Origin of the sequence: Vibrio mediterranei, from assembly GCF_900088415.1 — a bacterium.
Taxonomy (GTDB): domain Bacteria; phylum Pseudomonadota; class Gammaproteobacteria; order Enterobacterales; family Vibrionaceae; genus Vibrio; species Vibrio mediterranei.
In genome coordinates this window covers 864,752-889,228 of record NZ_FLLQ01000001.1, presented here as the reverse complement: position 1 = coordinate 889,228, position 24,477 = coordinate 864,752, and the positions used below count along the sequence as shown (strand labels likewise).

Annotated in this window: 23 protein-coding genes; 8 read left to right on the top strand and 15 right to left on the bottom strand. The window is 44.8% G+C overall.

All coding sequences use genetic code 11. The features are described 5' to 3' along the window. The first annotated feature begins 5 nt into the window (after positions 1-5). The 3 genes from melR to VME0621_RS03990 all read left to right on the top strand — a co-directional run bounded on the left by melR (position 6) and on the right by VME0621_RS03990 (position 1,918). Complete coding sequence (gene melR / locus VME0621_RS03995; protein ID WP_065311648.1) at positions 6-1,010, top strand: transcriptional regulator MelR; 1,005 nt, start codon at positions 6-8, stop codon at positions 1,008-1,010. Positions 1,011-1,198: 188 nt separating this feature from the next. After that, positions 1,199-1,354 carry a DUF5993 family protein gene (locus VME0621_RS26770; protein ID WP_038226209.1) on the top strand — a complete coding sequence of 52 codons (156 nt, stop codon included), beginning with the start codon at positions 1,199-1,201 and terminating at the stop codon, positions 1,352-1,354. A gap of 15 nt (positions 1,355-1,369) precedes the next feature. After that, complete coding sequence (locus VME0621_RS03990) at positions 1,370-1,918, top strand: disulfide bond formation protein B (RefSeq protein WP_062455905.1); 549 nt, start codon at positions 1,370-1,372, stop codon at positions 1,916-1,918. A 58-nt stretch (positions 1,919-1,976) separates the two neighbouring features. Here VME0621_RS03990 and VME0621_RS03985 read toward each other — a convergent pair whose 3' ends face one another. From VME0621_RS03985 to VME0621_RS03965, 5 genes are all read right to left on the bottom strand, one after another. Beyond that, positions 1,977-3,377 (bottom strand): amidohydrolase, encoded by a 1,401-nt coding sequence (locus VME0621_RS03985; RefSeq protein WP_062455902.1) that lies wholly within the window; start codon positions 3,375-3,377, stop codon positions 1,977-1,979. Between the two features lie 112 nt (positions 3,378-3,489). After that, positions 3,490-4,434 (bottom strand): FAD:protein FMN transferase, encoded by a 945-nt coding sequence (locus tag VME0621_RS03980; protein ID WP_062455899.1) that lies wholly within the window; start codon positions 4,432-4,434, stop codon positions 3,490-3,492. A 53-nt stretch (positions 4,435-4,487) separates the two neighbouring features. Continuing rightward, positions 4,488-7,508, bottom strand: coding sequence for an NADH-dependent flavin oxidoreductase (locus VME0621_RS03975; protein WP_062455894.1), 3,021 nt, complete (start codon positions 7,506-7,508; stop codon positions 4,488-4,490). A 636-nt stretch (positions 7,509-8,144) separates the two neighbouring features. Beyond that, complete coding sequence (locus VME0621_RS03970) at positions 8,145-8,426, bottom strand: hypothetical protein (protein ID WP_038226228.1); 282 nt, start codon at positions 8,424-8,426, stop codon at positions 8,145-8,147. 185 nt (positions 8,427-8,611) lie between these two features. After that, complete coding sequence (locus tag VME0621_RS03965) at positions 8,612-9,703, bottom strand: alkene reductase (protein WP_062455891.1); 1,092 nt, start codon at positions 9,701-9,703, stop codon at positions 8,612-8,614. A 194-nt stretch (positions 9,704-9,897) separates the two neighbouring features. Between VME0621_RS03965 and VME0621_RS03960 the strand changes: the two genes are divergently transcribed. The 4 genes from VME0621_RS03960 (at position 9,898) to VME0621_RS03945 (ending at position 14,984) form a co-directional block, all read left to right on the top strand. Then, the gene (locus VME0621_RS03960) at positions 9,898-10,386 is read left to right on the top strand and encodes a hypothetical protein (protein ID WP_062455889.1); all 489 of its coding nucleotides are present in this window, start codon (positions 9,898-9,900) and stop codon (positions 10,384-10,386) included. Positions 10,387-10,408: 22 nt separating this feature from the next. Continuing rightward, positions 10,409-12,025 (top strand): ABC transporter ATP-binding protein, encoded by a 1,617-nt coding sequence (locus tag VME0621_RS03955; protein WP_062455886.1) that lies wholly within the window; start codon positions 10,409-10,411, stop codon positions 12,023-12,025. A gap of 194 nt (positions 12,026-12,219) precedes the next feature. Next, positions 12,220-13,914, top strand: a complete 1,695-nt coding sequence (locus tag VME0621_RS03950) for a phospho-sugar mutase (protein WP_062455883.1) — start codon at positions 12,220-12,222, stop codon at positions 13,912-13,914. 197 nt (positions 13,915-14,111) lie between these two features. After that, positions 14,112-14,984, top strand: coding sequence for an aspartoacylase (locus VME0621_RS03945; protein ID WP_062455880.1), 873 nt, complete (start codon positions 14,112-14,114; stop codon positions 14,982-14,984). A gap of 131 nt (positions 14,985-15,115) precedes the next feature. Here the strand turns inward: VME0621_RS03945 and VME0621_RS03940 are convergent, their stop codons facing one another. From VME0621_RS03940 to VME0621_RS03900, 9 genes are all read right to left on the bottom strand, one after another. Beyond that, complete coding sequence (locus tag VME0621_RS03940) at positions 15,116-16,264, bottom strand: nickel/cobalt transporter (protein WP_082795453.1); 1,149 nt, start codon at positions 16,262-16,264, stop codon at positions 15,116-15,118. Next, entirely contained in the window at positions 16,261-16,941 is a 681-nt protein-coding gene (locus tag VME0621_RS03935) for a DUF1007 family protein (RefSeq protein WP_370736750.1), read from the bottom strand. The genes VME0621_RS03940 and VME0621_RS03935 overlap by 4 nt, the downstream gene beginning before the upstream one ends. Positions 16,942-16,947: 6 nt before the next feature. After that, complete coding sequence (locus VME0621_RS03930; protein ID WP_062455877.1) at positions 16,948-17,952, bottom strand: CobW family GTP-binding protein; 1,005 nt, start codon at positions 17,950-17,952, stop codon at positions 16,948-16,950. Beyond that, positions 17,942-18,502 carry an LbetaH domain-containing protein gene (locus VME0621_RS03925; RefSeq protein ID WP_006069242.1) on the bottom strand — a complete coding sequence of 187 codons (561 nt, stop codon included), beginning with the start codon at positions 18,500-18,502 and terminating at the stop codon, positions 17,942-17,944. The genes VME0621_RS03930 and VME0621_RS03925 overlap by 11 nt, the downstream gene beginning before the upstream one ends. Before the next feature lie 63 nt (positions 18,503-18,565). Continuing rightward, positions 18,566-19,900, bottom strand: a complete 1,335-nt coding sequence (locus VME0621_RS03920) for a dihydroorotase (protein WP_062455874.1) — start codon at positions 19,898-19,900, stop codon at positions 18,566-18,568. Positions 19,901-19,948: 48 nt separating this feature from the next. Continuing rightward, positions 19,949-20,407 carry a Fur family transcriptional regulator gene (locus VME0621_RS03915; RefSeq protein WP_031493159.1) on the bottom strand — a complete coding sequence of 153 codons (459 nt, stop codon included), beginning with the start codon at positions 20,405-20,407 and terminating at the stop codon, positions 19,949-19,951. A gap of 5 nt (positions 20,408-20,412) precedes the next feature. Beyond that, positions 20,413-21,081: a DUF1826 domain-containing protein gene (locus VME0621_RS03910; protein ID WP_062455871.1), complete on the bottom strand. Its 669-nt coding sequence runs from the start codon at positions 21,079-21,081 to the stop codon at positions 20,413-20,415. 6 nt (positions 21,082-21,087) lie between these two features. Continuing rightward, positions 21,088-21,897, bottom strand: a complete 810-nt coding sequence (locus tag VME0621_RS03905) for a metal ABC transporter permease (RefSeq protein WP_062455868.1) — start codon at positions 21,895-21,897, stop codon at positions 21,088-21,090. Next, positions 21,887-22,618: an ATP-binding cassette domain-containing protein gene (locus tag VME0621_RS03900; RefSeq protein ID WP_006069237.1), complete on the bottom strand. Its 732-nt coding sequence runs from the start codon at positions 22,616-22,618 to the stop codon at positions 21,887-21,889. Before VME0621_RS03900 ends, VME0621_RS03905 begins: the two co-directional genes overlap by 11 nt. Before the next feature lie 148 nt (positions 22,619-22,766). Here VME0621_RS03900 and VME0621_RS03895 point away from each other — a divergent pair, with 148 nt between their 5' ends. Beyond that, complete coding sequence (locus VME0621_RS03895) at positions 22,767-23,750, top strand: zinc ABC transporter substrate-binding protein (RefSeq protein WP_062455865.1); 984 nt, start codon at positions 22,767-22,769, stop codon at positions 23,748-23,750. A gap of 65 nt (positions 23,751-23,815) precedes the next feature. Here VME0621_RS03895 and VME0621_RS03890 read toward each other — a convergent pair whose 3' ends face one another. Further along, positions 23,816-24,328: a GNAT family N-acetyltransferase gene (locus VME0621_RS03890; RefSeq protein ID WP_062455862.1), complete on the bottom strand. Its 513-nt coding sequence runs from the start codon at positions 24,326-24,328 to the stop codon at positions 23,816-23,818. Between the last annotated feature and the right edge of the window lie 149 nt (positions 24,329-24,477).

Sequence of the window (24,477 nt, the reverse complement as noted above, 5' to 3'; positions counted from 1 at the left end):
GATAGATGAAACAATATGACCCAGATGCGCTGAAAGTTGTCACCCAAGACAAATACTCATCAGAAACGGTATCGGTCAGTCCGCTGTCGCTCTATTCGTCGTATGAGAAAATTGATATTGAATTGAGACCGCCACATTCGATGCCGGGATACCATTGGCATGGCCAAATTGAAGTTAATATTCCATTCGGTGATGATGTGGAGTACATAATTAACGGCAGCCCCATTGTTGTAAAAAGCGGTGCGATTGGATTGTTCTGGGCATCGGTGCCACATCGCTTGACTGACCCGGGTCACAGCCACAATATGGGAATCATAAATATACCTATCCATCACTTTATGTCTTGGACATTGAGCCGAGATCTCGTCAATCAAATCACTCACGGTAGCGTAATTCAATCCAACTCATGTTCGCTGATTAGTGAGTTTGAAATTGCCCGTTGGGCAGAAGAAATGAACCATCCATCGGAAAGCCGCCAGCAGCTTGCTGTGGATGAAATTGGCTTGATGTTAAAGCGGATTTGCCTTGATGGTTGGCAGCAATTACTTATTAATAAGCAGGACAAGTCAACACCTAAAGGGGTATCTAAACACTCTCAGTTTTACGTCAGTCAGATGTTGGAATACATAGCAACTCATCACAATCAACCTCTGACGATCAAAGATATCGCTGAACACATTGGCTTGCACACTAACTACGCAATGAACGTGTTCCAACGCACCATGCAGATGACCATTAAACAGTACATCACCGCCATGCGCATTAACCATGCCCGAGCTTTGCTTAGTGATACAGACCGAACCATATTAGATATCTCACTTACCGTCGGCTTTAACTCAAGTAGCCGCTTTTACGAGACATTCCAAACCTATAGCGGAGTCACGCCCACACAATATCGCAAGCTGTCGAGAGAAGACCACCGTTGGAGCAGTCACGGTACTAGTCCGTTGTATGATCTTGAGAAAGGAGCCTGCGATGGGAAAAGACCGCTGACGGTATTGGGGAGCTAGTATGATAGCTTTTTCCATGTTTTAACAAGGGCGCGAAATAGCCTGATAAAGAGCATTCAATTGATTTGTACAATCTAAGTCTGCAGATTTCCCACACCTCATTTTTTGCAACCTATGCAACTCTTTCTATACTTAAACTCATGTTATCGGAAGGATAATACTCTATAAAACAATAAGGTAAGTCGCTTATGATGAGTTTAATTTTCTTATTGCTTTTGATCGCCATGGTTAGCGCGTTCATTGGTAAGAAACAGGTGGGTTACGCATTTTTCGGAGTCTCAGTTGTGCTGGGTCTATATTGGTTTCATCACCATGCAACCGATACGTTATCGATCTTGTTATAGCGGAGGTGACTACTTATGAATCAGAAGCACATCACTTTGCTGAATACTCTAGGATTACTTGGAATTACCTTTGTTTTGCTCATGGGCTCAGTTTTACAGGTGGCGTGGAATGAACTGCCATGCCCACTTTGCTTATTGCAACGGATTGGTTTTGTAATGGTCATGTTTGGATTCCTGCTCAATATTGTGTATGGCACGGAGCAGCGTCACTATGGTGTCATTTTAGTGGGGGCTCTATTTGGTGCGGCGACAGCACTTAGGCAGGTTTCACTGCATGTCATTCCGGGAACCCCGGGTTTTGGTAGCCCGATTTTGGGAATGCACTATTACACGTGGGCTTTTGTGATTTTTGCTATGACTATCGCGGGAGTTGCATTGTTATTGGTACTTTGGAATAAAGACTGGAGTGATGACCACTACCAAATGAGTATGTTTGGTCGAGTCGTCTGTATTTTGGCTATCGTGGCGGTTGCTATTAATGTGCTGTCGACCTTTATTGAATGTGGTCCGTATCAATGTCCGGATAATCCGGTTAGTTATTGGTTGCTCGATAGCTTCAGGTAGCTTCCAAATAAAAACGCTTGGCTAACACCAAGCGTTTTTCTAACGGTGAATTAGATATCTACTGAACTACTTCGCCAGCTTCAACGACGGTCTTGCGAACCACTTCCGTGAACGCTAATGCTTCCTCTCGAATCTTATCTTCATCTACGGTTAGCATGTCGCGGTCTTTCATTATGATTTTACCATCGACGATAGTGTGTTTAACGTTAGCGGAGTTCGCTGAGTAAACTAACGCCGAATAAGGGTTGTAAACCGGAACCATGTTTGGCGCTTTGGTATCAATGACGATGATATCTGCCAACTTGCCAGCCTCTAGTGAGCCAATTTTATCTTCCATGTGCAGTGCACGTGCGGCGCCCATGGTCGCCATGTCGATAACTTTGATTGGAGGCATCGCTGCTCGGTCTTTGTTGACTAGCTTGTGGACCTTAGCCACTTGATTGAACTCGTCAATAGTACTTAGTGTGTTACCAGACATCGGGCCATCAGTACCTAAGCCAATACGTACACCTTGGTCATACATTTTGAGCGCCGGAGATACACCTTTCGCCGATTTGATATTTGCACTCATATTGTGTGCCACACCCATATCAGACTCTTTCACCAACTTGATGTCTTCGTCATCGACCAAAATCATGTGAGCACCAACAAGGTTTTTATTGAGCGCGCCGATACTGTGCATGTATTGAACGGGAGACATGCCATTGGAACGTTCTGCGATCTTCTCTTGTTCTCGATGAGATTCAGCAAGATGGATCATGACGGGCACGTCGTGCTCCAGTGATAGCTTAGCAATTTTTTGTAGTGTTTCTGTCGTATTGGTATAAGGACCATGAGGGGCAAACGCTGGGGTAATACGAGGGTGGTCTTTATACTCTTCAATAAAGTTCAAAGCGTATTTGATGCCTTCATCAGCATTGGCAGCATCTGCTACTGGGAATTTAATCACGGTTTCGCCCAACACTGCACGCATACCGATTTCATCAACGGTTTTTGCCACTTCATCTTCAAAGTAGTACATATCAGCGTACGTGGTAACACCACCTTTCACCATCTCAACGTTGCCAAGGTTTGCCCCGATACGAACCATATCACGAGACACCAATTTAGCTTCAAGCGGGAAAATGTAGCGGTGTAAGCGATCTGGCACATCATCGGCAAGAGAGCGGAACACGGTCATTGATACATGAGTATGGGTGTTGATTAGGCCGGGCATCACGATATCACCATCAACATCAAGTGTTTGTTTGGCTTTATATTGTTCAGCTAGCGCTTCGTCCCCTACGGCGACAATCTTGTTGTCGTCGATAACCACAGTGCCGTTTTGGTACACGGTTTTCTCTTGGTTCATTGTAAGCACGTGAGCGTCGGTGATCATCAGATCGACTTTTTGGGCAGCGTGTGAAAAAGTACTTAAGCCAGCGATCGTCGTGGCGAGTAACGTTTGCTTGATATTCATAGTAGCTCTTAATTATTGTTTTTAATTAGCGCGAATAATAGTGAGTTCTAGATGAATTGCAAACGTTTGCTGGAGTGAGGTTGCGCAGGGTGAATGAGTTGGGCTAATAGTCTCACTTTTCGAGAATCGTATGGCCGTTGTCGACAAGTCCGTGAGTGATATGTACGTGACCTTGATTGGAAATGACGATGGCTTCAACGTGCTGTTGTTGATTCAAGTAAGCTAATGCGTCGTCAACCGAATTCAGGAAACCTGCCGTGCTCCATATTTCACCATCGACAGACAACTTGGAAATAATCGTTACGCTCGCGATATCAGTCACGATGGGCTTGCCGCTCTGTGCATCGAGTAAATGATGATATCGTACCCCTTTGTGTTCAAAGAAGCGTTCATTGATGCCAGATGTGACGACGGACTTGTCGTTAAGCGGTACGATTCGGCAAACTTGGCCCCTTGGGCGAAATGGATCCTGAATGCCAACCGTCCATGCTTTTGCTTTGCTATCTGGTGCATGCCCTATGGTTAATACGTTCCCTCCCAAGCTGATATAGCCGGACTCTACCTCTTTGCTAATTAAATACTGCTTTATCCTGTCAGCGAAATAGCCTTTGGCGATAGCGCCTAAATCAATCTGCATACCTACTTTGGTTAAGAATACCGTTTGGTAGACGTCATCAAACACAATGTGTGAGGGATTCACAAGTTCGAGCTTTGATGCAAGCTCAGAATCGGAGGGTAGGGTCGCGTCCTTAAAACCAATACGCCATGTTTTGATTAACGGCCCATTGGCGATGTTAAAAGGATTGGCGTTATCAAGGCTCACTGCGGTGGCAGTTTTCAACAGTTCATATAAATCAGCTTTGACACGCACCGGGCGTATACCTGCATTGTGATTGACGTTCATCAGCTCCGAGTGAGACTGATTCACAGTAAAGCGCTGGGCGAATTCTTGGAGTTGGAGATAACAGTCCTTTAGCAACTGTCCGCCATTGTGATGATGAATAACAAGATCAATGAAGGTACCCATCATTTGAAAGCGAGTTTTATAGCTAGGCATAATGTGTCTCCGAACAGGAATAAAAATAGGGAAGCCAGAGGCTTCCCTTTTGTTTACGAGTTTCTCATAGAAACGTTTTGACCTGCGATTCGGCCGTAAGTGAATATATCAATTAAGGCGTTACCGCCGAGGCGGTTACCAGCGTGAATGCCACCCGTTACTTCACCAGCGGCATATAGCCCAGGAATTGGTGCTCCCTGTTTATTTAACACACGAGCGTCAGTGTCGATCTTGAGACCGCCCATCGTATGGTGTACAGATGGTTTTCTAGGCGTCGCGTAGAAAGGCGCCTGCTCGACCTTGAGACCAAGTGCACCTTTTTGGAACTCTGGGTCACGTCCATTATCAACGTAGGAGTTATACAAGCGAATGGTTTTGCTAAGTTCGGCAGTCGGAACATTGATCTTCTGTGCTAACTCTTCAATTGTGTCAGCTTTAATGATAATACCTTCTTCAATTTCTCGTTCGATAGTCTCGTCGGTTGTGTTTGCCGCTGTTTTACGAATCTCTTCATCCGCAATCATGTAAATCACACCGCCATTATCGAAGAATGAGTTAGACAGCACATCACGGCTTTCACATTCGTTGACAAAGCGCTTGCCCTGTTGATTAACAAAGACAAAGTTTTCTGGTGGAACAATCAAGCCTGTAAGCAATGCACCTGACTTAGGGTCGCCAATTGGCATCAGCTGGATATACTCCATACCGACTAATTCTGCTCCAGCGTTTTCACCAATGGCAATACCATCACCCACAAGCGCTGGAGAGTTAGTTGTCTTGATGTCATCGGCGATTTCGTTCCAGTAGTTATTGTACTTCTGAAGCATCTTAGTGTTGGCACCAAATCCGCCAGATGCCATTACTACACCTTGCTTCGTGGTTAGTTTGTATTTCGTGCCGTTTGAATGAGTGGCATTAATACCCACGACTTGACCGTTCTCAATAATCAGATCGTCTGCACGTGTATCAGTGATAATACGACCACCTTGAGCGACAATGTGCTTTTGCAGTTTTTCAACAAACTCAACACCTTTAGGGCGATTTGGTTTGTGGGCGCGACGCCATAGCGCACCAACCGCAATGTCGACCATACCACGGTTAAAATCGATGCCTTTCTCTGTTAGCCAGTCGATCGATTCCATCGCTCGGCTAGTCAGTGTATGTACAAGATCGTATTGGCCGTAGATTGATTCACCATCTAAGTTAGTGCGTTTGCCGCCAAGATAAGTCTGAATCAAGTGCAGTTCTGTTGAGTCGAACAGATAGTGGTTACCAGCGTCTACATCTAAGAAATAGTTTGCTAACTGATCTTTCAACATGCGGAAGTCCGCGAGATATTCTGGCGCAATCTCAGACTCTGGTGTGTCAGCAAGTGCTTTTAGATAGTCTGCTTCCCCGGCAAGAGCTGGGAATGCTTTTTGCCATTTTGGCTCTGCAGCGTTAACCCAACCACCAGTACGAACTGTATTACCACCGATCGCTGGGAACTTCTCAAGTACTATCACTGATTGATGATTATCTAATGCGGTAAGCGCTGCGCTCAAACCTGCGCCACCACCACCGACTACCACCACATCTACGGTGTCTTCGATGACTTCTGTTGACCACTCAACTGCTTCACGTGCTTTACAACGTAGTGCCTCTGAATTGCCCCCGGCGAGATCCACGGCATTGGACACACCATCAAGAACAGCTTGGCTACTGACAGTAGCGCCGGAGATAACATCGATATTCAGTGTTTGACCATCGAGTATTTGCTGAGGAATACGTTCAAAAGCAGGGTTGGCGATACCGTCTGACTCTTTTGAGGAATCTACGGCGATATCAAGAATTCTGTCTTCAGAGAAACTAACCGTGACTGGAAGTTGACCGTTATGGCCATAACCATACGCTGTGTATTCGCCGGGTTCGAACTTGATCTCGACGCTTTGAAGCTCTTTGATACGTTGGTGTTTTAATGCTTCGGCTGCGCTGTCGATGATCATGTAATCCATGATCTCCCACAATGGTGTTGGGATCATTAATGCTTGTTGTTGAGCGATATCAGCAAATTCAGCGCAGACTTCGTCATTGATTGCTTTCTTTGCCCATGTTGGTTCTACAAGGAAACCTTTACCAATACTAACCATGTCATAACCATACTCAAGCGCAGTATCCGCATCTTGACGCTGAGCAATGCCACCGACACCGATAACTGGGACTTTAGCAACATCTTCAGACTTCAACGCATGGAATTTGCGGATAAGCGGTTCTTTGTCTTCTGGATTAACAATAGAGTTTCGAGCGTAGTTACCCATTGAAAAATGGAAGTAATCAAGGCCGCTTTGAGCGAGTTTATCAAGAAGGAACATGGTCTCTTCAAAACGGATTCCCGGCTCTTCAATCTCTTCAGGAGAAAAACGGTAGCCAATAATGAACCCAGGCATTTGGTGAGATGTGGCTACCTGTTTCGCCTTCTCTAAAATAGCGAGCGGGAATGTGGTGCGTTTCTCAATATCACCACCCCACTTATCAGTGCGTCGGTTGGAATGTGGAGAGAAGAATTGTTGGATAAGGTAAGTGTTGGCGCCATGGATTTCAACGCCATCAAAGCCGGCAAGAATGGCACGATTAACTGCGTCACCAAAATGGTCGATCATGCCAACAATTTGTTCTTCGGTCATCTCGAGTGGGGTCTCTGCGTTATCGCGCAGAGCGGCAACAGGACTGGCAGAGATCGGTTGGTGGCCGCCATTGAATTCACCATTTGCCATGCGTCCAGCATGATAAATTTGTAAAATAGCCTTCGAACCTTTAGCTTTAATTGCCGTTGCCAATTTTTCGAGGCCAGCAATTTTACTGTCGTGGTTGATACCTAGAGCCCCAGGGAATGCACGGCCGTAATTTTCGACAAATGCGCTTTCCACGATAATAGCCCCTGCATCTCCAGAACGAGAGGCATAGTAATCCACCATTTCTTGAGTCACTCCACCATCAAAAAACGCAGATTGAATGGTCATTGGTGCCATGACAATGCGGTTTTTAAGCGTGGCCTTAGAGAGCCCAAGCGTTATCTCTTCGATTAACTTTGTCATTAGTTAATATTCCTTATACTGATTAATTCTTATATGAAAAATCCCTCAAGAGCCGAATGCACTGCTCAAAGTATTTTTCATATAAGAAAAACATCATCAGATGACTTTCCCTCAAAAATACTATGGATAATTTTTATGAGTAAAATGAAAGGTTTGCATTCAATGTATGCTAATTATGCATATGTTTAAGAATTGTTTATGTATCAGGTGCATTAAGTCTATTTGTTACGACAAGCGCTGGCTCTGTTTTTGGGAGGAGCGGATAACTATATAAATCTTTTAATAACAATGGTTTATTTTATTTATTAGTTAAGCTGACTGAGTCTAACAGCGTAATAGCCCTATTTTCACCGCAGTTTGAACAGGTAATGCTTTCAGCTTTGTGTCAGAGACAAAGAGCAACTGGTGACATTAATGTAACTTTTTAAGCTTTGGATATTGGTGCTAGCTGAAAATAAGATTCCACTACCGGGCATCATTCGTCAGACGAGTTAATGGTGTTGAGGGCGGTAGTTAACAGAGAAAGATAGTGACAAGAAACGTCGAATTGCTCAGTGAAGTACGTAACTGAATACGTCGATCGCGGTTGAATAAGGGTAATGGTCAGGATGAATTGAAGATTACCCTTAAAGCGTATTAGTGTGGAAGTTGCTCGCTTTTACTCTTCATCAACAAATATTGCTCAACGGCAGTGACCGTCTCTGCACGGTTGATGTGTCTTGCTATGAAGTAGGGTGGAATAAAGAAAGCGATGAGGTAGAACGATTCGTGGAAGAAGTCAGAGGCGAGAATCGTTTCGTGGTTTACGTATGCGAACAGTGCAAGTAAGCAAAGTAAAACACACAATCCTGCAAGTACAGTACAGACGATTAATAGTAATCCCAGAAAATCCCTTACAAACATTTTTGAAGCCGTCATGTTTTTCACTCCTGAAATATGAACGTTCCTAAAATACTCCTAATGATGCATATATTTTTGAGCGAGGTCATATTTTGTGCAAATGAAGGATTGTGACGGGTTAATATATGATTAAAAAGAAGAAAAGCAGGATTGATGTAGGAATTTGGTGACAAAAAAGCCCGCACAAAAGGCGGGCCTGAGAGTTACGGCATTGTTGGATAATCGGTATAACCTTTGTCATTGCCACCAAACAGAGTAGCGCCATCGAGTTCCGCTAGTGGTTTGTCGTGTTGTAAGCGATAGACCAAGTCTGGGTTAGACACAAACGGGCGACCAAAGGCGACAATATCGGCATAGTTTTTAGCTAGTACGGCCTCTGCATTTTGCTGAGTGTAACCGCCGGCAACAATGATGCAGTTGTCGAAACGTTTGCGAAGCTCGATACGAAATGCTTCAGGAATTTCAGGCGCGTCATCCCAATCCGCTTCAGATAAATGTAAGTAAGCGATATCACGTTGTTGTAATTCTGTCGCTGCGTCAAGAATGGTCGGTACGATGTCTGGGCAATTCATATCTTTAAAAGTTATGAATGGTGCTAATCGGACGCCGACTTTGTGAGCACCTATCGCGCTGACAACTGCATCCACAACCTCAAGTAAGAAACGAATACGATTTTCGCGTGTACCGCCATACTCGTCGGTACGCTTATTGGAGTTGGTGCGAAGGAACTGGTCGATAAGATAGCCATTGCCACCGTGAATTTCGACACCATCAAACCCGGCCTCTACAGCACGCTTTGCAGCGGTGGCAAAATCGTTAACCACACGCTGAATGTCGTCTTTGGTCATTTCGCGTGGCTCGACACAATCTATCATGTTGCCATTGCCGTTTTCGTCTGCAATCCATACTTGAGTTTCTACTGGTGCTAGAGCAGAGGGGGCCATTGGCTTTTCACCGTTTTGGAACGTCGGGTGGGACACTCGGCCTACATGCCAAAGTTGGCAGAACATTTTTGAGCCTTCACTGTGCACAGCTTGCGTCACTTTGCTCCAGCCGGCCACCTGTTTATCAGTATAAACACCTGGAGTAAAAGAGTAACCTTGAGAGTCATCGGAAATCTGCGTCGCTTCGGAAATGATCAATCCAGCGGTGGCTCTTTGTTGGTAGTAGGTAGCCATCATATCATTAGGAATATTGCCTGGCTGACTAGTGCGTGCTCGAGTCATTGGTGCCATCGCGATACGATTTTGAAGTCCTAGACCTTTAATCTCTGTTTGCTCAAATAACTTGCTCATGTTGAATGTCCTGAGTGGCTGATGTTTATTGTCTGCTCATTGTATTCATTTAATTAGATTTGATAATTGGCTTTATTTTGAATTTAGTATTCATTATTTTCGAATAGTGAAGTCATTGGCTAAATGATAATTACTTGCATTCGCATTTGGTTTGAATTTTAATAGGCAACTATCGTTTTAAAAAGGCTCACCCAATGGAACTTCAACAGTGCTGGTCTCGTTTTGTAAATGCAGAGAAATTACTAAAACAAGGCAGTTGGCCTGAGGCAAAACACTTGTTTTCACAAGTGTTAGATAGCTTACCTTCGCATGTCTATCATGCACTTGAATGTAAACAAACTCGCCCATGTCAGTTCGTTTTCTTGGTGACAGGATTACGAGACGCGTCTATCTATCAATCAAGTATCCTCAATAGTATTGGTGAGCCACAGCAAGCGTTTGAGATACTCAATCGCTGTTATGCATTACTGCAATTTTTGTCACTAGAGCAAACTCAACTTATCAAGATCGTTTATGCGGCGATTGAAGAGAGTACGGATCTTGTGCTCAGCCATATGGAAGCCTTCTGCGCTTCTCAACACAGTGCTGAGTGGACTCAAAAATTCAATGAGCTTAGCCGATCGCATCATAGTATTGCGGTCTTGAATCCACACACCAACCCGACACCAAACTCACATTACTAATTCGAATGAGCAAGGAAGCATTATGTCTCAAGACCCTATTCTAACTGTCCGCGACCTTTCCGTAAGCTTTACCACCAATGACGGTATTGTTGATGCAGTGAAACAAGTCAACTTCGATCTTTTTGCGGGTGAAACATTAGCTATTGTGGGTGAATCAGGAAGCGGTAAATCTGTATCAACCAACGCGCTGATGCAGATTTTGCCTAACAATGCGATTATTCACACGGATTCAAACATCGCATTTAACGGCCACTCGCTACTGAAAATGGATGATAAGGCGATGCAAAAGATTCGTGGTGACCGTATCGGAATGATCTTCCAAGAACCAATGACCTCACTTAACCCTTATATGAAGGTGGGCATTCAAGTCGCTGAAGCATTGATGTGCCATAGAAAGGTGAGTGGTCAACAAGCCAAGAAACGCGTTTTGGAGCTGTTTGATTTGGTGCATTTGCCAGAACCAGAAACGGCTTACTTTAAGTACCCTCACGAGTTTTCTGGTGGCCAGCTGCAACGCATTATGATTTCTATGGCCTTGATTAATGAGCCTGACATTTTGATCGCTGATGAACCAACCACTGCACTCGATGTAACGGTTCAAGCTGAAGTACTTAATCTCATCAAAGAAATCCAAGCCAAGCTTGGAACAGCGATTCTGTTTATTACTCATGACTTGGGTGTGGTCAAACACTTGGCAGACCGAGTGATAGTGATGTGTAAGGGGGATATTGTCGAACAAGGCGAATGCCAAGCGCTGTTTTCATCACCCCAGCACGATTACACCAAGATGTTACTCGATTCTGTACCTAAGGGACAAAAAGAGGAAGTAGAAGAAACCGCCCCTACTTTGCTAGAAGCTGACGATATTCGAGTGAAATTCTTGATTAAATCGAGCTTTATACAACAGCGTAATCAGTATTTTGAAGCGGTTAAAGGGATTTCGTTGCAGCTCAAGCAGGGTGAAACCTTGGGTATTGTAGGGGAGTCAGGGTCGGGTAAATCGACTTTAGGACGTGCATTGATCGGGTTGCTACCATGCACTGGGACTGTGAAGTTCAAAGGTCAAGAAGTGGACAAACTGACGGCTAAAGCTCGATTTGCCCTTAAAAAAGACATTCAAATGGTGTTTCAAGATCCCTATGGGTCGCTCTCGCCACGCATGACCGTAGGTGACATCATTACAGAGGGCCTTACGGTTCATCATCCCAATTTGTCAAAAGCCGAACGCATGCAGCGTGCACGGACTGCGTTAGAAGAAGTTAGGCTTGACCCTCACAGTATCAACCGTTATCCCCATGAGTTTTCAGGCGGGCAGCGACAACGTATTGCTATTGCCCGAGCACTCATTCTTGAGCCATCATTTATCTTGCTTGATGAACCTACTTCAGCATTGGATCGCTCGGTACAGCTTACCGTTATAGACCTTCTTAAAGACATTCAGAAGAAACATAACATCGGTTTCTTGTTCATCAGCCATGATCTGAGCGTAGTTAAAGCACTATCTGACCGTGTTCTAGTAATGCAAAAGGGTGAGATTATGGAGCAAGGCACCACTGATGAAATCTTCTATCATCCAAAGAGCGACTATACCCAGAAGTTGATTGATGCGTCGTTCGATTTAGACCCTGAAGAGGCATAGTCACCCTGTCCATTGGTAGGTAAGTGTTGGTTTACCTATCATTACTGTTCTAGCTTGTTATCAAATTGGAGTTCATTTTATCGGTTGCTCTCTCTTTAATGATATTGAGAGTCATTTACTATTATTAAATAGACAAATGAGAACCTGAAAGATATCCCTCTCCATCAGGTTGCCTCAATTAAGGAAACATCACTATGACTGAACAAATTTCTCAATGGTTAGCACGCGATCCTGATCCAATTACTAAACACGAATTGCAGCAGCTGGTGGACTCGAACGATGAACGAGAGTTGAAAGATCGATTCAGCTCTCGCCTTGCATTCGGTACCGCTGGCTTACGCGGTAAAGTGGGGGCTGGACCAAATCGTATGAATCGTTTAGTCATTCAAGAAACTGCGACTGGGTTAGGTCATTATCTTCTCGAACAAGTTAGCGAGGCCTCATCGCGAGGTGTAGTGATCGGTTATGATGGCCGCCCTGACTCCAAGCAGTTTGCGCACGATACCGCGTCCGTTCTAACAGCGCTCGGTATCAAGGTGTATCTAACCTATAAAGTTGCAGCGACGCCTATCGTTGCCTTTGGTGTTCGTGAATTGAATGCAGCAGCAGCCGTAGTGGTGACGGCCAGTCATAATCCACCAGAATACAATGGATTTAAAGTCTATTGGGAAAACGGGGCGCAGATTATTCCTCCACATGACTCTGGTATTGCGGCACAGATTGACGATGCGACGACGCAACCTCTAACGTTGTTACCCTTAGACCAAGCGAAACAACAGGGGTTATTGATTTGGTTAGAAGAGGATTACTATCAAACCTATCGTAAGGCCATAAACCAAAGTGAACTTCTAACACCGGATAGCAATACGGATATTTCCATTGTTTATACTGCGATGCATGGTGTCGGTGCTGACATGGCAGAAACACTGTTAGCAGACGCAGGCTTTAACCAAGTGGCGAGTGTAACTGAGCAGCGAGAACCGGACGGTACGTTCCCAACCGTTAGCTTCCCAAATCCAGAAGAAGCTGGAGCAATGGATATGGTGATGGCGCTCGGCAAGTCTGTAGGTGCAGATATTGCCTGTGCCAACGATCCAGATGCTGATCGTTTTGCAGTTGCAGTTAAACGTCCTGATGGTGAGTACCAAATGCTGACGGGAGATCAAGTAGGGTCACTATTTGGCGATTACTTGTTGGCGGGTCAACCTAATGCGCTGGTGGGGAATACCATAGTTTCGTCGCGCCTACTAAGAAGTATTGCCAAGGCGCATAGTGCTCAGTATTACCAAACATTGACGGGATTTAAATGGCTAACCAATGTCGCAATGACCCAAGAGAGCGTGGACCATCCGTTCCTGTTCGCTTATGAAGAGGCATTAGGGTATACGGTTGGCAATAAAGTGTGGGATAAAGATGGGCTCTCAGCACTTGTGGCGTTTTCACAGTTAACCGGTAAACTCAAAGCGCAAGGAAAAACGCTGTGGGATAAGCTGGAAGAGCTGTATCGTCAACATGGTTTCTACTTTAATGCTCAGCGTAGTATTGCGTTAGATCCTAAGTCGCCACCTATTGGCGAGAAGCTTCGTCGCAACCCACCGACAGAGATTGCCGGCAAGCGTATTGAAGTCATTGAAGACCTAAATACATCCGTTCGACAATTCGCCGACGGAACGACAGAAACCATCGATTTACCCGCAAGTGATGTGCTGATTTATTTGCTTGAGGATCAATCGCGAATCATTGTGCGTCCATCTGGCACTGAGCCTAAGCTTAAATGCTACTATGAGATCATCAGCGATTTTCCACCAGAGACGGACTACGCTCAAGCGAATCAATCGGCTGAAGCCAAAATGTTAGCATTAATTGAAGCGCATCAACGGAGTTTATAACTCAGAAAAAATACAGTAGAAAAGAGCGGCATGTCAGCCGCTCTTTTGTGTTTTTAACCTATCTAAATCTAGTCTTTTTTTATTTTTAATTGATATGTTATAACATATCAATTATTCCTGGCTTCCCTTTACACACTTCGTAGGCAATCAGCCCTAGTTTAGGAATGTTATTAATTTTAATTGGAGATATTAGATAAATGGATAAACTCAAGCAGGTCCTGATTGTGGCTGGGACCCATGGCAATGAACTTTCTGGGATTTATCTACATAAGTTAATTAAAGAAGGTCTTTATGCCGTTGATCGCTCGACGTTTTCTGCCTCTTCCATCATTGCTAACCCTGAGGCTCAAAAACAGAACATTAGATATATTGATTCTGACTTAAATCGTGAATTCTCCGCATCTAATAAGGTTGAGAGTTCGAATTCGCACGAATCGAAAGTCGCCAATCAGTTTATTGAACATCACGCAAACACAAATGATCAACTGATCATTGATCTGCATAACACCACAAGTAATATGGGGGCGACCTTGATTCTACTTGCGGATAGCCCGTTTTATCGAATGATGGGCGCGTATGTGAAGCAACGTCTACCTAAGGCAAATATCTTATTTGAAAGTAGGAAATCTTGGAGTGATCAGCCCTATCTTTGCACTGCTAGCGAATATGGCGTCATGATAGAGGTCGGGAGTCAAGCTCATAGCTCGCTAAAATACAGTACGTTGGAGCTTATGAAAGCGATGTGTTCTGTGGTTTTGGATTATGTGGAAAAGCATAACCTGAAGCAGCTTGGTGAGTTGAATGATTATGACGCTTTTTACTATACCGAAGAGGTCAAAGCACCAGTCGGAAACGATGGTATGCGTGAAGCTGTCGTACATCCCACGCTATGTGGGCGAGATTTCGAAGTACTAAGGAAGGGAGAGCCTTTGTTGGCCACTCTCAGTGGTCATGATGTTTATTGGGAGAGCGACAATGAGGTCTACCCACACTTTATAAATGAGAGTGCCTACAGTGACTCGAATATCGTGATGGCTTTGGCTGAGAAACACACGGTTTCAGTTCGATAGGATGGGCTTCTATCTTATATAGTGACTACTGTGATGACCTCGAACCCGCTGGGATATGTTCTGGATAGACAATACAGCTGGCATATCATAGTAAACAAGCTCTAAATAGTTTCTATTTAGAGCTTTCTAGATCAGCTCGACAACACAGGGGACATTCCGTAATCCTGCCCGCCCATGAAAAGTAAGCCAATGATCATCAGTATAACGCCACCAACAAGCTTGAGATAACTGCCAGCTAGCTTCCAGTTAACTGAGTGCTCACTGTTTGCCACCATTATATACCGTTTAAGTATATGTTTGCCAGACAGAGTCATTAGTGCAATCAGTGACGTTGTTAAAGCCGTTCCTAGTCCCATCAGAATCGCACTGATTACCCCCATCCAATATAGACCAACAACGTTTGCGAAAAGCAGGACCATAATGGCACCACTGCAGGGTCTAACACCTATGGACGCAACAATGCCTAAGTATTCTTTCCATGTTGAAGCTTCGTTGATCATCTGTGCACTAACAACATGCTGATGCCCACAACCGCAGTCATCGCCATGGGAATGGTGATGTTGAATACCTGTTGCTTTAGCCACTATAGGTGAGGGCTTGAGAGCGTAGGTGGCAGGATTTACCTCAAGCTTTGTTTTCTGTTTCGTGTTTAGAGAAGAGAGCGGAGCTAGACTACGGATCTTGAGGTTGTGAGAACGCAAGAGCTGAAAAATCTGCGCTGCGGCCTTCCAGCAAATAATGCCTCCCAATAAAGCAACGAGCGCAAAGCTAATTGAAACAAAAATCATAGCATCACGGTTGACGGCCTGCATTGAGGCATTGAAACCCCAAATGAGGACGCTCACGAGTACAATAGCAACGAGTGCCTGACACAACGCAGAAATAACGGTTAAAACTAAGCTAGTTTTAACTTTGGTTGGGTGGGTTGCCAGATAAGTGGTCACGATGACTTTACCGTGACCTGGACCAATGGAATGAAGCATTCCATAAAGAAAACTGGCGCCAATCAAGTAGCCACCAGCGATCAAAGGTTGTGTTTGAGCATCGTATAGCAAATCGGCAAGTTGTGTGTTCACCTCACGCTGCCATTGAATGCTCATCACGACCAGTGACGGCCATGCTTGCCATAACAGATATAAGCTTACAACCAGTAGTATAGAGACGACTATCGCTACAAAGATACGTCGATAATGTAAGTGTGCTTCTTTGGTGTGATTGAGTGTTACATTGTTCTTGTTTTGCTTCATAACGTTTGATTCAATTTGCTTTGAGTTTGTCATTGCGAGTCGGAAACATTGGCACAATGGATATTTGCAGTTTGTGTAAACAGGTGACCCAATGTGTTATCCGGATCCGCGTCAGCAGGGAGAGACATGGCATAACTCATTTGCTCTGGAGTAGGGTTTGGCTCAATGATGTTGACCTGACATTGGCGGGCTAGCTCTGGTGACAGGACGACATCATTAGTGGATCGCCAAGCCATATCAACATAATAACTCGGCTCATATATTAATAGCTTTAATGAATCGCGAGTAACAGGCAGCGGTTTGGTAAAGGGAATCTCAAAGCTGAGCACCAATTTTGCTTTATCACGGGTCATCTTTGCATTGCGTGCTAGCCCGTACTTTACTGTTTTTTCACCGTCGTAAAAGTGAGTGAAGTAATGTTCATCTTTCATATTGTTGAGGACTGACATCGACAAATTATGCAACGTTTCCTGCTCTTTATCGGGAGAAACATCTTCTCCATCAAGCATATAGATAGAGGTTATTGCGTCGAAAGACCACTCCATACTTAAGCTTGTGATGATACCGTCTTGGCCATTGATATGTGTTTTCATTTCAATCCAAGAATGAGGATGAGCCGCAGCAGCGTTAACGAATAACGCTGCGACGAAACCTACCAATAAATACTTGCTCTTTTGGCGGGCTCTATTTTTTAGTTCATAAATCGTCAAAGATGATTACTCCTGTAAACAGCTTAGGAGCTGTTCTTCAAACGTATCATCAATAGTATCTGAAATTAGTTCGATTCGGCTTTCAAAATAATCGTCGAGGACGACTTCTGTTAAGCCATCTGACGTTAAGTTGTAGCCGAATATTCCATCTTCGGTAATAAATACGGCTTTCATGCGCTCAACGTCTAATTCAACCAGTAATAAAATGAGTTTCTGTCGGTTAAATACTTTATCGGGACTAAAGCGCCACCCCACGCTTTGAAAGCCTTCCCCCTCATTTTCTGCTTTAAGAAAACCACTCTCTGGTAGGTCCTGCTCAGACGCTAGCGGCTTTTTTTGAGAATGATGGTGGTGATGATGAGGTGGGTGTTGATGAATGCTTGTCTCACCTTCAAACTCCGATAGAGGGATGGATCCGTGCTTGGCAAAGACCACTTTTGTACTTGGTCGACCTACTTTCGCTACGTAGGCTGTTAATTTCTCAGAATCACCTGGCTGGTAGAGATCGAGCTTGTTACCGACGATAGTGTCAGCTATCGATATTTGCTGGTTGAAAGTGTCGTGTTGAGTATAGCGAGAGTCGGACAAACGACGAGCATCGACAAGCGTGATTGTTTTTTGTAATGAAAGCACTTGGCGATAGTGTTTGGTAGAAAGGACTTCTAACACCTCTTTGGGGTGACCAAGCCCAGTAGGTTCGATCAAAAGACGATCGGGTCTTGCTTCCGATAATAATTGGTTTAATGCAATTTGCATGGGTAACCCGGCTGCGCAGCACATACATCCGCCCGGGACTTCACGAATGAAGACTTGCTGCTTATCTTTGTGTTGTCCTTGCACCAGACTACCGTCGATACCAATTTCTCCGAACTCGTTAACTAATATGGCCCAACGCTCATTTTGGGGCTTATCCTTCATCAGGTTAAGAATAGCCGATGTTTTTCCAACTCCGAGAAAACCAGTAATAATGTTAGTTGGAACGCCAGTTATAGGTTGATTGTCAGAGTTCATTAGCGATTCTCCTATAGCCTTGAACTAGTGTATGGTTAGCTGAAACCACCGACTCGGAAAAGGCTGAATATTCAGGTGGTACTTTAGAAATGCTGTTTAAATCAAAATCTGCACCAATATTGGTCATAGGTGGGACATGAAAGTGCTGAGGGAGGTCAAGCCCATCAATCACACAGTTATGACGTACCACGCATCCTTCCCCTATGACAGCATTAAACACAACGGAATTAAAGCCGATAAATACATCATTGCCGACCTCACACGGTCCGTGAACAATAGAGCGGTGCGCAATTGAGGTTCGCTCACCGATGATGACAGAGGCTCCAGCTTTGGAATGAATCACGACACCGTCTTGAATATTGGTGTCTCTTTTGATGACTATCGCTTCCATATCGCCCTGTTCGTTGGTTTCATCAGCACGGATAACGGCATAAGGACCAATAAAAACATTGTCTTCGATAATAACTTTGCCACAGATAATTGCAGTGGGGTCGATGAAAGCCGTTTCAGAGACTTGCGGCATATGACCATTGGGGTTTCTTCTTAGCATAGTGTTCTTTGTTCAATAGTGAGTGAAAATTGCGCTGTATCGCATGATTAAAAGTCGTCTGAGCTATTTATTGAACACCAATCTCATTGCTCCCACGGGCTGCTCAACCACTTTTTGATTGGCGTAGACGAGATTGCCATTTACCCAAGTCTTGTTGATTTGCGCAGAGAAAGAGTGTCCATTAAATGGCGACCAACCACAGTGGTACAGGCTATTGTCGTTAGTAACGAGGGTCGTCGTATCTGGGTCGATGAGAACCAAATCGGCATAGTAACCTTCGCGAACGAATCCGCGCTGCTGAACACCATAACGGACCGCTGGGTTATGGGCCGTTTTCTCAACCAGTTGCGTCATAGTCATGTGACCCTGTTTCACTTGATCGAGTAAGCTGAGTAGGGCATGTTGAACCAAAGGTAGCCCAGCTGGGGCTTGCTCGTACGGTACATGTTTTTCTGCCCAAGTGTGCGGTGCATGATCGGTAGCGATAATATCGATTTTTCCTGTCTTCAGAGCTTGAAGCAGGGCATCACGGTCACTTGGGTATTTGATAGCAGGATTACATTTAATTTGATTACCAAGGCGCTCATAGTCTTTGTTGCTAAACCAAAGGTGATGAACACACGCTTCGGCGGTGATATATTTTTTATTAATTGAACCAGACTCAAACAAAGACAGTTCTTTTGCGGTAGTGATATGCAGAACGTGCAACTGACTTTGATACTTCTTTGCCAGTTCGACGGCGTAGGATGAGGAAGCAAAACACGCTTCTTCATCGCGGAGTATTGGGTGATCGTCGATGGTCAATGGTGACTTGTCTTGTGCTAATTTCTGTAGGTTTTGCTTTATTACAGCACCGCTCTCACAGTGAGTGACGATGAGCACTGGTGAGTCGCGAAAAATAGCCTCTAATGCGGCTGGATCTTCAACTAATAGATTGCCAGTTGAAGCACCCATAAAGACCTTCACGCCACAATGTTTTTGAGGATCAAGCCGCTTTATCTGCTCAAGATTGTCTTCGGTGGCACCCAAGTAAAATGAGTAGTTGGCGAAAGAGGTTTGCTCTGCAATGCTAAATTTGTGCTCTAATGCTTCAATGGTTGTTGTGGCTGGATTGACATTTGGCATCTCCATATAGCTGGTGATGCCACCCGCTACGGCCGCTCGGGATTCACTTGCAATAGTCCCTTTATGGGTAAGACCTGGTTCGCGAAAGTGGACTTGATCATCAATCATCCCTGGAATGATGTAGCCACCTTGGGCATCGACAATGGTGTCACCTAGTTTACTGCTAATGTTGGATGCAATCATCTCGATTCGCTGACCAACAATTCTAATATCCGTCTCAATGATGCTTCCTTCATTGACTAAGCGAGCGTTCTTGATAAGCGTGGCAGACATGGGAATTAGGGACTCCTTTGGGTGAAATAGGCTATTAAATGGTGGTGATTAGTCGTTTCTCGCACATTCGTCGCACACGCCGCTGATCTCAAATTGTGGACTTAGCACGGTAAAGCCTTCCTTTTTGGCGTGTGACTGGAGGCCGGATACCACATTAGGATCAATGATTTGTTCACTGATCTTGTTGCATTGAGAACAGATAAGGAACTGAGGAACGCCGTGCTCATGTTCGCAAAGAATGTGAGAGCAAAAGATGTATTTGTTAGAAACATTGAGCTTATGAGCAAAGTGCTCGCTCTCAAGAAACTCCAAAATACGATAGACCGACATGGCTTGAATATTCTGGTCAAAATGTGTCTTACAATAATCAACTAAGTCATAGGCGGATAACGCTTTATCAGCATGGACTAGTGCTTTTAGAACCAATTTACGTTTAGATGTCAGTTGTTTACCGCGAATCTTACAGCGCTTTTCGGCATGCTCAATAATGTCGTTAATGTCACCCATAATCGCTATACCATATCTAATGTGAGTAACAGCCTTCGTTCATTTGGCAGAACCTCAGGTGAGCGATGAACCAGCCCCAACGCTTCGTTACCTTCCCATCCACTGCCTTTTAACAACGCAACGTCACCAGAAGACAGTTGATTGATACTAGCTTCATTAGGATAAATACCAGACAGATGATCGGGCTTACCATGACTTCCTGCACCGAGTTTACGGCGGTCAACGTCGTTATTACTTAGCCATTGGGTCGCACTGCCAAGATAAGTCGTCACGAGTCGACAGGGGACATGATCGACATGAAATTTAGGACACATGGGGTTATCTAAACGAGTCAGACGCAAGCCCGTCTCCTTTAAATCGAATAGACAACAGAACATATCAACGATAAGCGCAATGTCTTCGCCTAGAGCGTCTGCGCAATCATGACCAGCCAGCTTCTCCTTTACCCAATGTGCAGTGTTGCTGGGTGTGACAGTTTGCACTAGCGCTAAAGATGTCTGCTCTTGAAGCAGCAACTTTATACTTTGTGTCATTTCTGTTGAGAGTGAGCGATGCCAAACCGCGATGTTGTGTTCTGGCTGATAAATTCCCGTCAGAGCGCTGGGTTGCAGGCTCAGTGGCAGTGGAGGGGACATTCCCAAATCTGTGGCTGTATTGGTTAAGTAGTTATGCATAAGTGCTTAGCCTCCATTCTCTTGACGTTTGACGGTAACTTTCCAAACCAAGCTTGAAACAAGAAATAGCCCAGCGGCGACACAAACGATCGTTGGGCCGGTAGGCGTATCCATTAGATAAGAAGTGCGCAGACCTACAATGCTGGAACTGCTTCCAATAACCGCCGCCAATACGACCATGATTTCGGGGGTGCGGCTAAATGGGCGGGCGGTGGCAGCAGGAATGATCAGCATGGCAACAATCAGCAAGACGCCCACCACTTTAATGGCGACTGCAACGACGACAGCGAGTGCGATTGTGAGAATCAGTTGCTCCCTTTTGGGAGAATAGCCACTTGCTAACGCGAGATCTTTGTTTAAGGTGGAGAGCAGTAATCCAGACCAACGAAAGCCAATCAGTCCAACAACTAGTAACGTACCCAGCCAAATCACCAATAAATCGGTTTTGCTTACTGCCAGAATATCGCCGAATAAATAGGCCATCAGATCAAGGCGAATCCCGGATAAAAATGAGACAGCAACCAGACCAATTGCCAATGCCGAATGAGCCATGACGCCGAGTAAGGTATCCATGGCGTAACCTCTGTCGCTGAAGGTGGAGACGGTTATGGCCATCAGAAGCGCAATAAACAGCACGCCTGGAAAAATAGGCAGCGAAAATGCCAGTGACAACGCAACGCCCAGCATAGAGGCATGAGCGGTAGCATCACCAAAATAGGCCATGCGACGCCAGACAATAAAACAGCCCAATGGCGCGGCGGCTAATGTAACGCCAATTCCTGCTAAGGCCGCTCGCCATAGAAAATCATCCAACATTGAGTCTTCCTTCTTGGAGAGCGATTGGGGAAGAGTGGTGTCGATAGACACCTAGCACGTCTTCATCATCCAAACCGAATAGTGCTTTGTACTCTGGTGACGCACTGACCTTCTCTGGAACACCTTCGCAGCACACATGTCCGTTTAAACAGATCACTCGATCTGTTCTTCGCATAACAACGTGAAGATCGTGACTAACCATGATGACAGCACATCCTGTTTGTTTGCGGATCGCGTCGATTTGTTGGTAGAAATCGACAGTACCTCGCTGGTCAAGTCCTTGAGTGGCCTCGTCGAGTAACAGTAGGGACGGTTGCTCCAGAAGTGCTCGAGCCAGTAGGACGCGTTGTAGTTGCCCGCCTGATAGCGACCGAAGTTGCTGTGTTTCTAAGTTAGCAACACCAGCTTGCTCCAAGGCTTGTTTTATCCTTGATTTGGAATGACGCAGAGGAAGCGTTAGAAAGCGATATACCGTCATAGGTAGGGTTTCATCAATATGTAAACGCTGGGGCACGTAGCCGATCTTCAAACTCTCACTGCGCTCGATGTGACCGCTAATTGGGGAGATTGCGCCTATCAAGGTCTTCAATAGTGTGGATTTACCTGACCCATTGGGGCCGACAATCGTGACTATTTCCCCCTGACTCACCGAGATATTTATGTTGTCCAATATTAAATGGCTGCCAAATTTAACTGACAACCCGTGGGATGAAATCAACATTCACCTTCTCTCAACTTACTAAGTAACGACGATTTGCAAACCTGTGCATAGAGAAAAGATGCTTGCAAGACGTCTGGAATAAAAGTTATGTTATAACATAACAATTGTAGTTGCCAATCTTATATCTTAAAAAAACAGGGAGAAGAAAATGTTTAAAAAAGCCTTATCAGGCATGGTGGTTGGTTTGGTCGTAGCTTCAAACGCTTACGCTAAGGTACCTAATGTGGCAGTGGATATTGCTCCATTGCATTCGTTAGTGTCTCAGGTGATGGATGGCGTTGGTGAGCCTGACTTATTGATTCGTCCAGAGTCATCACCACATGAATACCATTTGCGTCCATCAGAGGCTAAAGCTCTCTCAGAAGCGAACGTTGTATTTTGGGTTGGCGAGGGGTTGACCCCATGGCTCGAAAAACCACTATCCAGCTTAGCGGGATCAGCAAAGAAAGTTGAGATGATGGAAGTGGATGGCACAACCTTGTATGACTTCCGTGAGGGTGCCACATTTGAGGCGCATGAACACCATGGAGATGAGGCTCATCATGATGAACATGAACATCACGATGCTGACCACCATGATAAACACCAAGAAGAGCATCATGAGCACCATCATGAAGGCCATGACCCACACGTATGGTTAGATCCTCAAAATGCCGAGGTTTGGGTTAAAGTCATCGCTAAAACACTCTCTGAAGCTGATAGTGAGCATGCATCGATTTATCAGCAGAACGCAAAAGCGACGATTTCTCGCTTACAACAACTGACTTCTGAGATAAAACAGCAAACCCAGAATCTGGGCGGTATTAAATTCATTGTTTTCCACGATGCCTATCAGTATTTCGAACAACGTTTTGGAGTGTTAGCGTCAGGAGCAATATCAGTATCGGACGCGTCGAAGCCAAGTCCTGCGCGTATTACTCAAATTCGCAACACGGTAAAAGAGCTCGGAGTGACTTGTGTGTTTACGGAACCTCAGTTTAATCCGCAACTGGTAAATTCAGTGTTTGAAAACTCTACTGTTACTACCATCGGTGTGATGGATCCTATCGGTGCTGATATCGCAGTAGGTAAAGACCAATATAGTCAGCTGTTGCTGGCGATGCTAGGTAGCCTTCAACAGTGCCAACAGTAAACTCACAATAGTGAATAACCTCTCTGCATTGTGATATGCAGAGAGGTTTATCTGTTTGTTATGCCTTATGCCGTTTCAAAGAACGCCTTGTGATAGCTTACTTCACCTTTAGGGATAGTATTCTCAAATCCTTTCACCAAGAAGTATTCTGCTGGGACATCTGCAAACGTTAGGTTTGGATGAGATTCGAAACCAAAGCGTCCGTAATAACTTGGGTCTCCAAGTAACACAATGCCTTGATAACCGAGTTGTTTGATTTGAGCTTCCCCTTCTCGAATCAGCGCTCCGCCTATGCCCTTGCCTTGATGCTCTGGAATGACAGATACAGGACCCAATCCAACCCAAGTTGAAGCTTCACCATCTATTAGGATTGGTGAAAACGCAATATGACCGATAACCTCGTTATTGGCTTCGCACACAAGAGAAACAGTAAGTGCGTTGTCACGACGAAGTCCGTCAACAATGAGATGTTCTGTTGGTTTCGCACCTGGTTCGTGATGTGGGTGGTTCTCAAATGCTTGATATGTTATTGAGTGGATCTGTTTAATATCTTCGTGAGTTTCTGTTCTGATTTTCATGCAATTACCTGCTATTTGGCCACGCTTGTTTAAGCATCAAGCCGCTGTTCTTAGCTTATGTGATGTCGTCACTATAAAGTGTGAAGTTATAGACAGGTCAACGACAATTTTAAAAAACTCTTATTCGATTGGGAAAGGGGAATAACGAC

What these genes read in the sequence shown, in the direction of transcription:
- melR (WP_065311648.1), top strand. Translation starts at nt 6, where the DNA reads ATGAAACAATATGACCCAGATGCGCTGAAAGTTGTCACCCAAGACAAA.
- VME0621_RS26770 (WP_038226209.1), top strand. Translation starts at nt 1,199, where the DNA reads ATGATGAGTTTAATTTTCTTATTGCTTTTGATCGCCATGGTTAGCGCG.
- VME0621_RS03990 (WP_062455905.1), top strand. Translation starts at nt 1,370, where the DNA reads ATGAATCAGAAGCACATCACTTTGCTGAATACTCTAGGATTACTTGGA.
- VME0621_RS03985 (WP_062455902.1), bottom strand. Translation starts at nt 3,377, where the DNA reads ATGAATATCAAGCAAACGTTACTCGCCACGACGATCGCTGGCTTAAGT.
- VME0621_RS03980 (WP_062455899.1), bottom strand. Translation starts at nt 4,434, where the DNA reads ATGCCTAGCTATAAAACTCGCTTTCAAATGATGGGTACCTTCATTGAT.
- VME0621_RS03975 (WP_062455894.1), bottom strand. Translation starts at nt 7,508, where the DNA reads ATGACAAAGTTAATCGAAGAGATAACGCTTGGGCTCTCTAAGGCCACG.
- VME0621_RS03970 (WP_038226228.1), bottom strand. Translation starts at nt 8,426, where the DNA reads ATGACGGCTTCAAAAATGTTTGTAAGGGATTTTCTGGGATTACTATTA.
- VME0621_RS03965 (WP_062455891.1), bottom strand. Translation starts at nt 9,703, where the DNA reads ATGAGCAAGTTATTTGAGCAAACAGAGATTAAAGGTCTAGGACTTCAA.
- VME0621_RS03960 (WP_062455889.1), top strand. Translation starts at nt 9,898, where the DNA reads ATGGAACTTCAACAGTGCTGGTCTCGTTTTGTAAATGCAGAGAAATTA.
- VME0621_RS03955 (WP_062455886.1), top strand. Translation starts at nt 10,409, where the DNA reads ATGTCTCAAGACCCTATTCTAACTGTCCGCGACCTTTCCGTAAGCTTT.
- VME0621_RS03950 (WP_062455883.1), top strand. Translation starts at nt 12,220, where the DNA reads ATGACTGAACAAATTTCTCAATGGTTAGCACGCGATCCTGATCCAATT.
- VME0621_RS03945 (WP_062455880.1), top strand. Translation starts at nt 14,112, where the DNA reads ATGGATAAACTCAAGCAGGTCCTGATTGTGGCTGGGACCCATGGCAAT.
- VME0621_RS03940 (WP_082795453.1), bottom strand. Translation starts at nt 16,264, where the DNA reads ATGACAAACTCAAAGCAAATTGAATCAAACGTTATGAAGCAAAACAAG.
- VME0621_RS03930 (WP_062455877.1), bottom strand. Translation starts at nt 17,952, where the DNA reads ATGAACTCTGACAATCAACCTATAACTGGCGTTCCAACTAACATTATT.
- VME0621_RS03925 (WP_006069242.1), bottom strand. Translation starts at nt 18,502, where the DNA reads ATGCTAAGAAGAAACCCCAATGGTCATATGCCGCAAGTCTCTGAAACG.
- VME0621_RS03920 (WP_062455874.1), bottom strand. Translation starts at nt 19,900, where the DNA reads ATGTCTGCCACGCTTATCAAGAACGCTCGCTTAGTCAATGAAGGAAGC.
- VME0621_RS03915 (WP_031493159.1), bottom strand. Translation starts at nt 20,407, where the DNA reads ATGGGTGACATTAACGACATTATTGAGCATGCCGAAAAGCGCTGTAAG.
- VME0621_RS03910 (WP_062455871.1), bottom strand. Translation starts at nt 21,081, where the DNA reads ATGCATAACTACTTAACCAATACAGCCACAGATTTGGGAATGTCCCCT.
- VME0621_RS03905 (WP_062455868.1), bottom strand. Translation starts at nt 21,897, where the DNA reads ATGTTGGATGATTTTCTATGGCGAGCGGCCTTAGCAGGAATTGGCGTT.
- VME0621_RS03900 (WP_006069237.1), bottom strand. Translation starts at nt 22,618, where the DNA reads ATGTTGATTTCATCCCACGGGTTGTCAGTTAAATTTGGCAGCCATTTA.
- VME0621_RS03895 (WP_062455865.1), top strand. Translation starts at nt 22,767, where the DNA reads ATGTTTAAAAAAGCCTTATCAGGCATGGTGGTTGGTTTGGTCGTAGCT.
- VME0621_RS03890 (WP_062455862.1), bottom strand. Translation starts at nt 24,328, where the DNA reads ATGAAAATCAGAACAGAAACTCACGAAGATATTAAACAGATCCACTCA.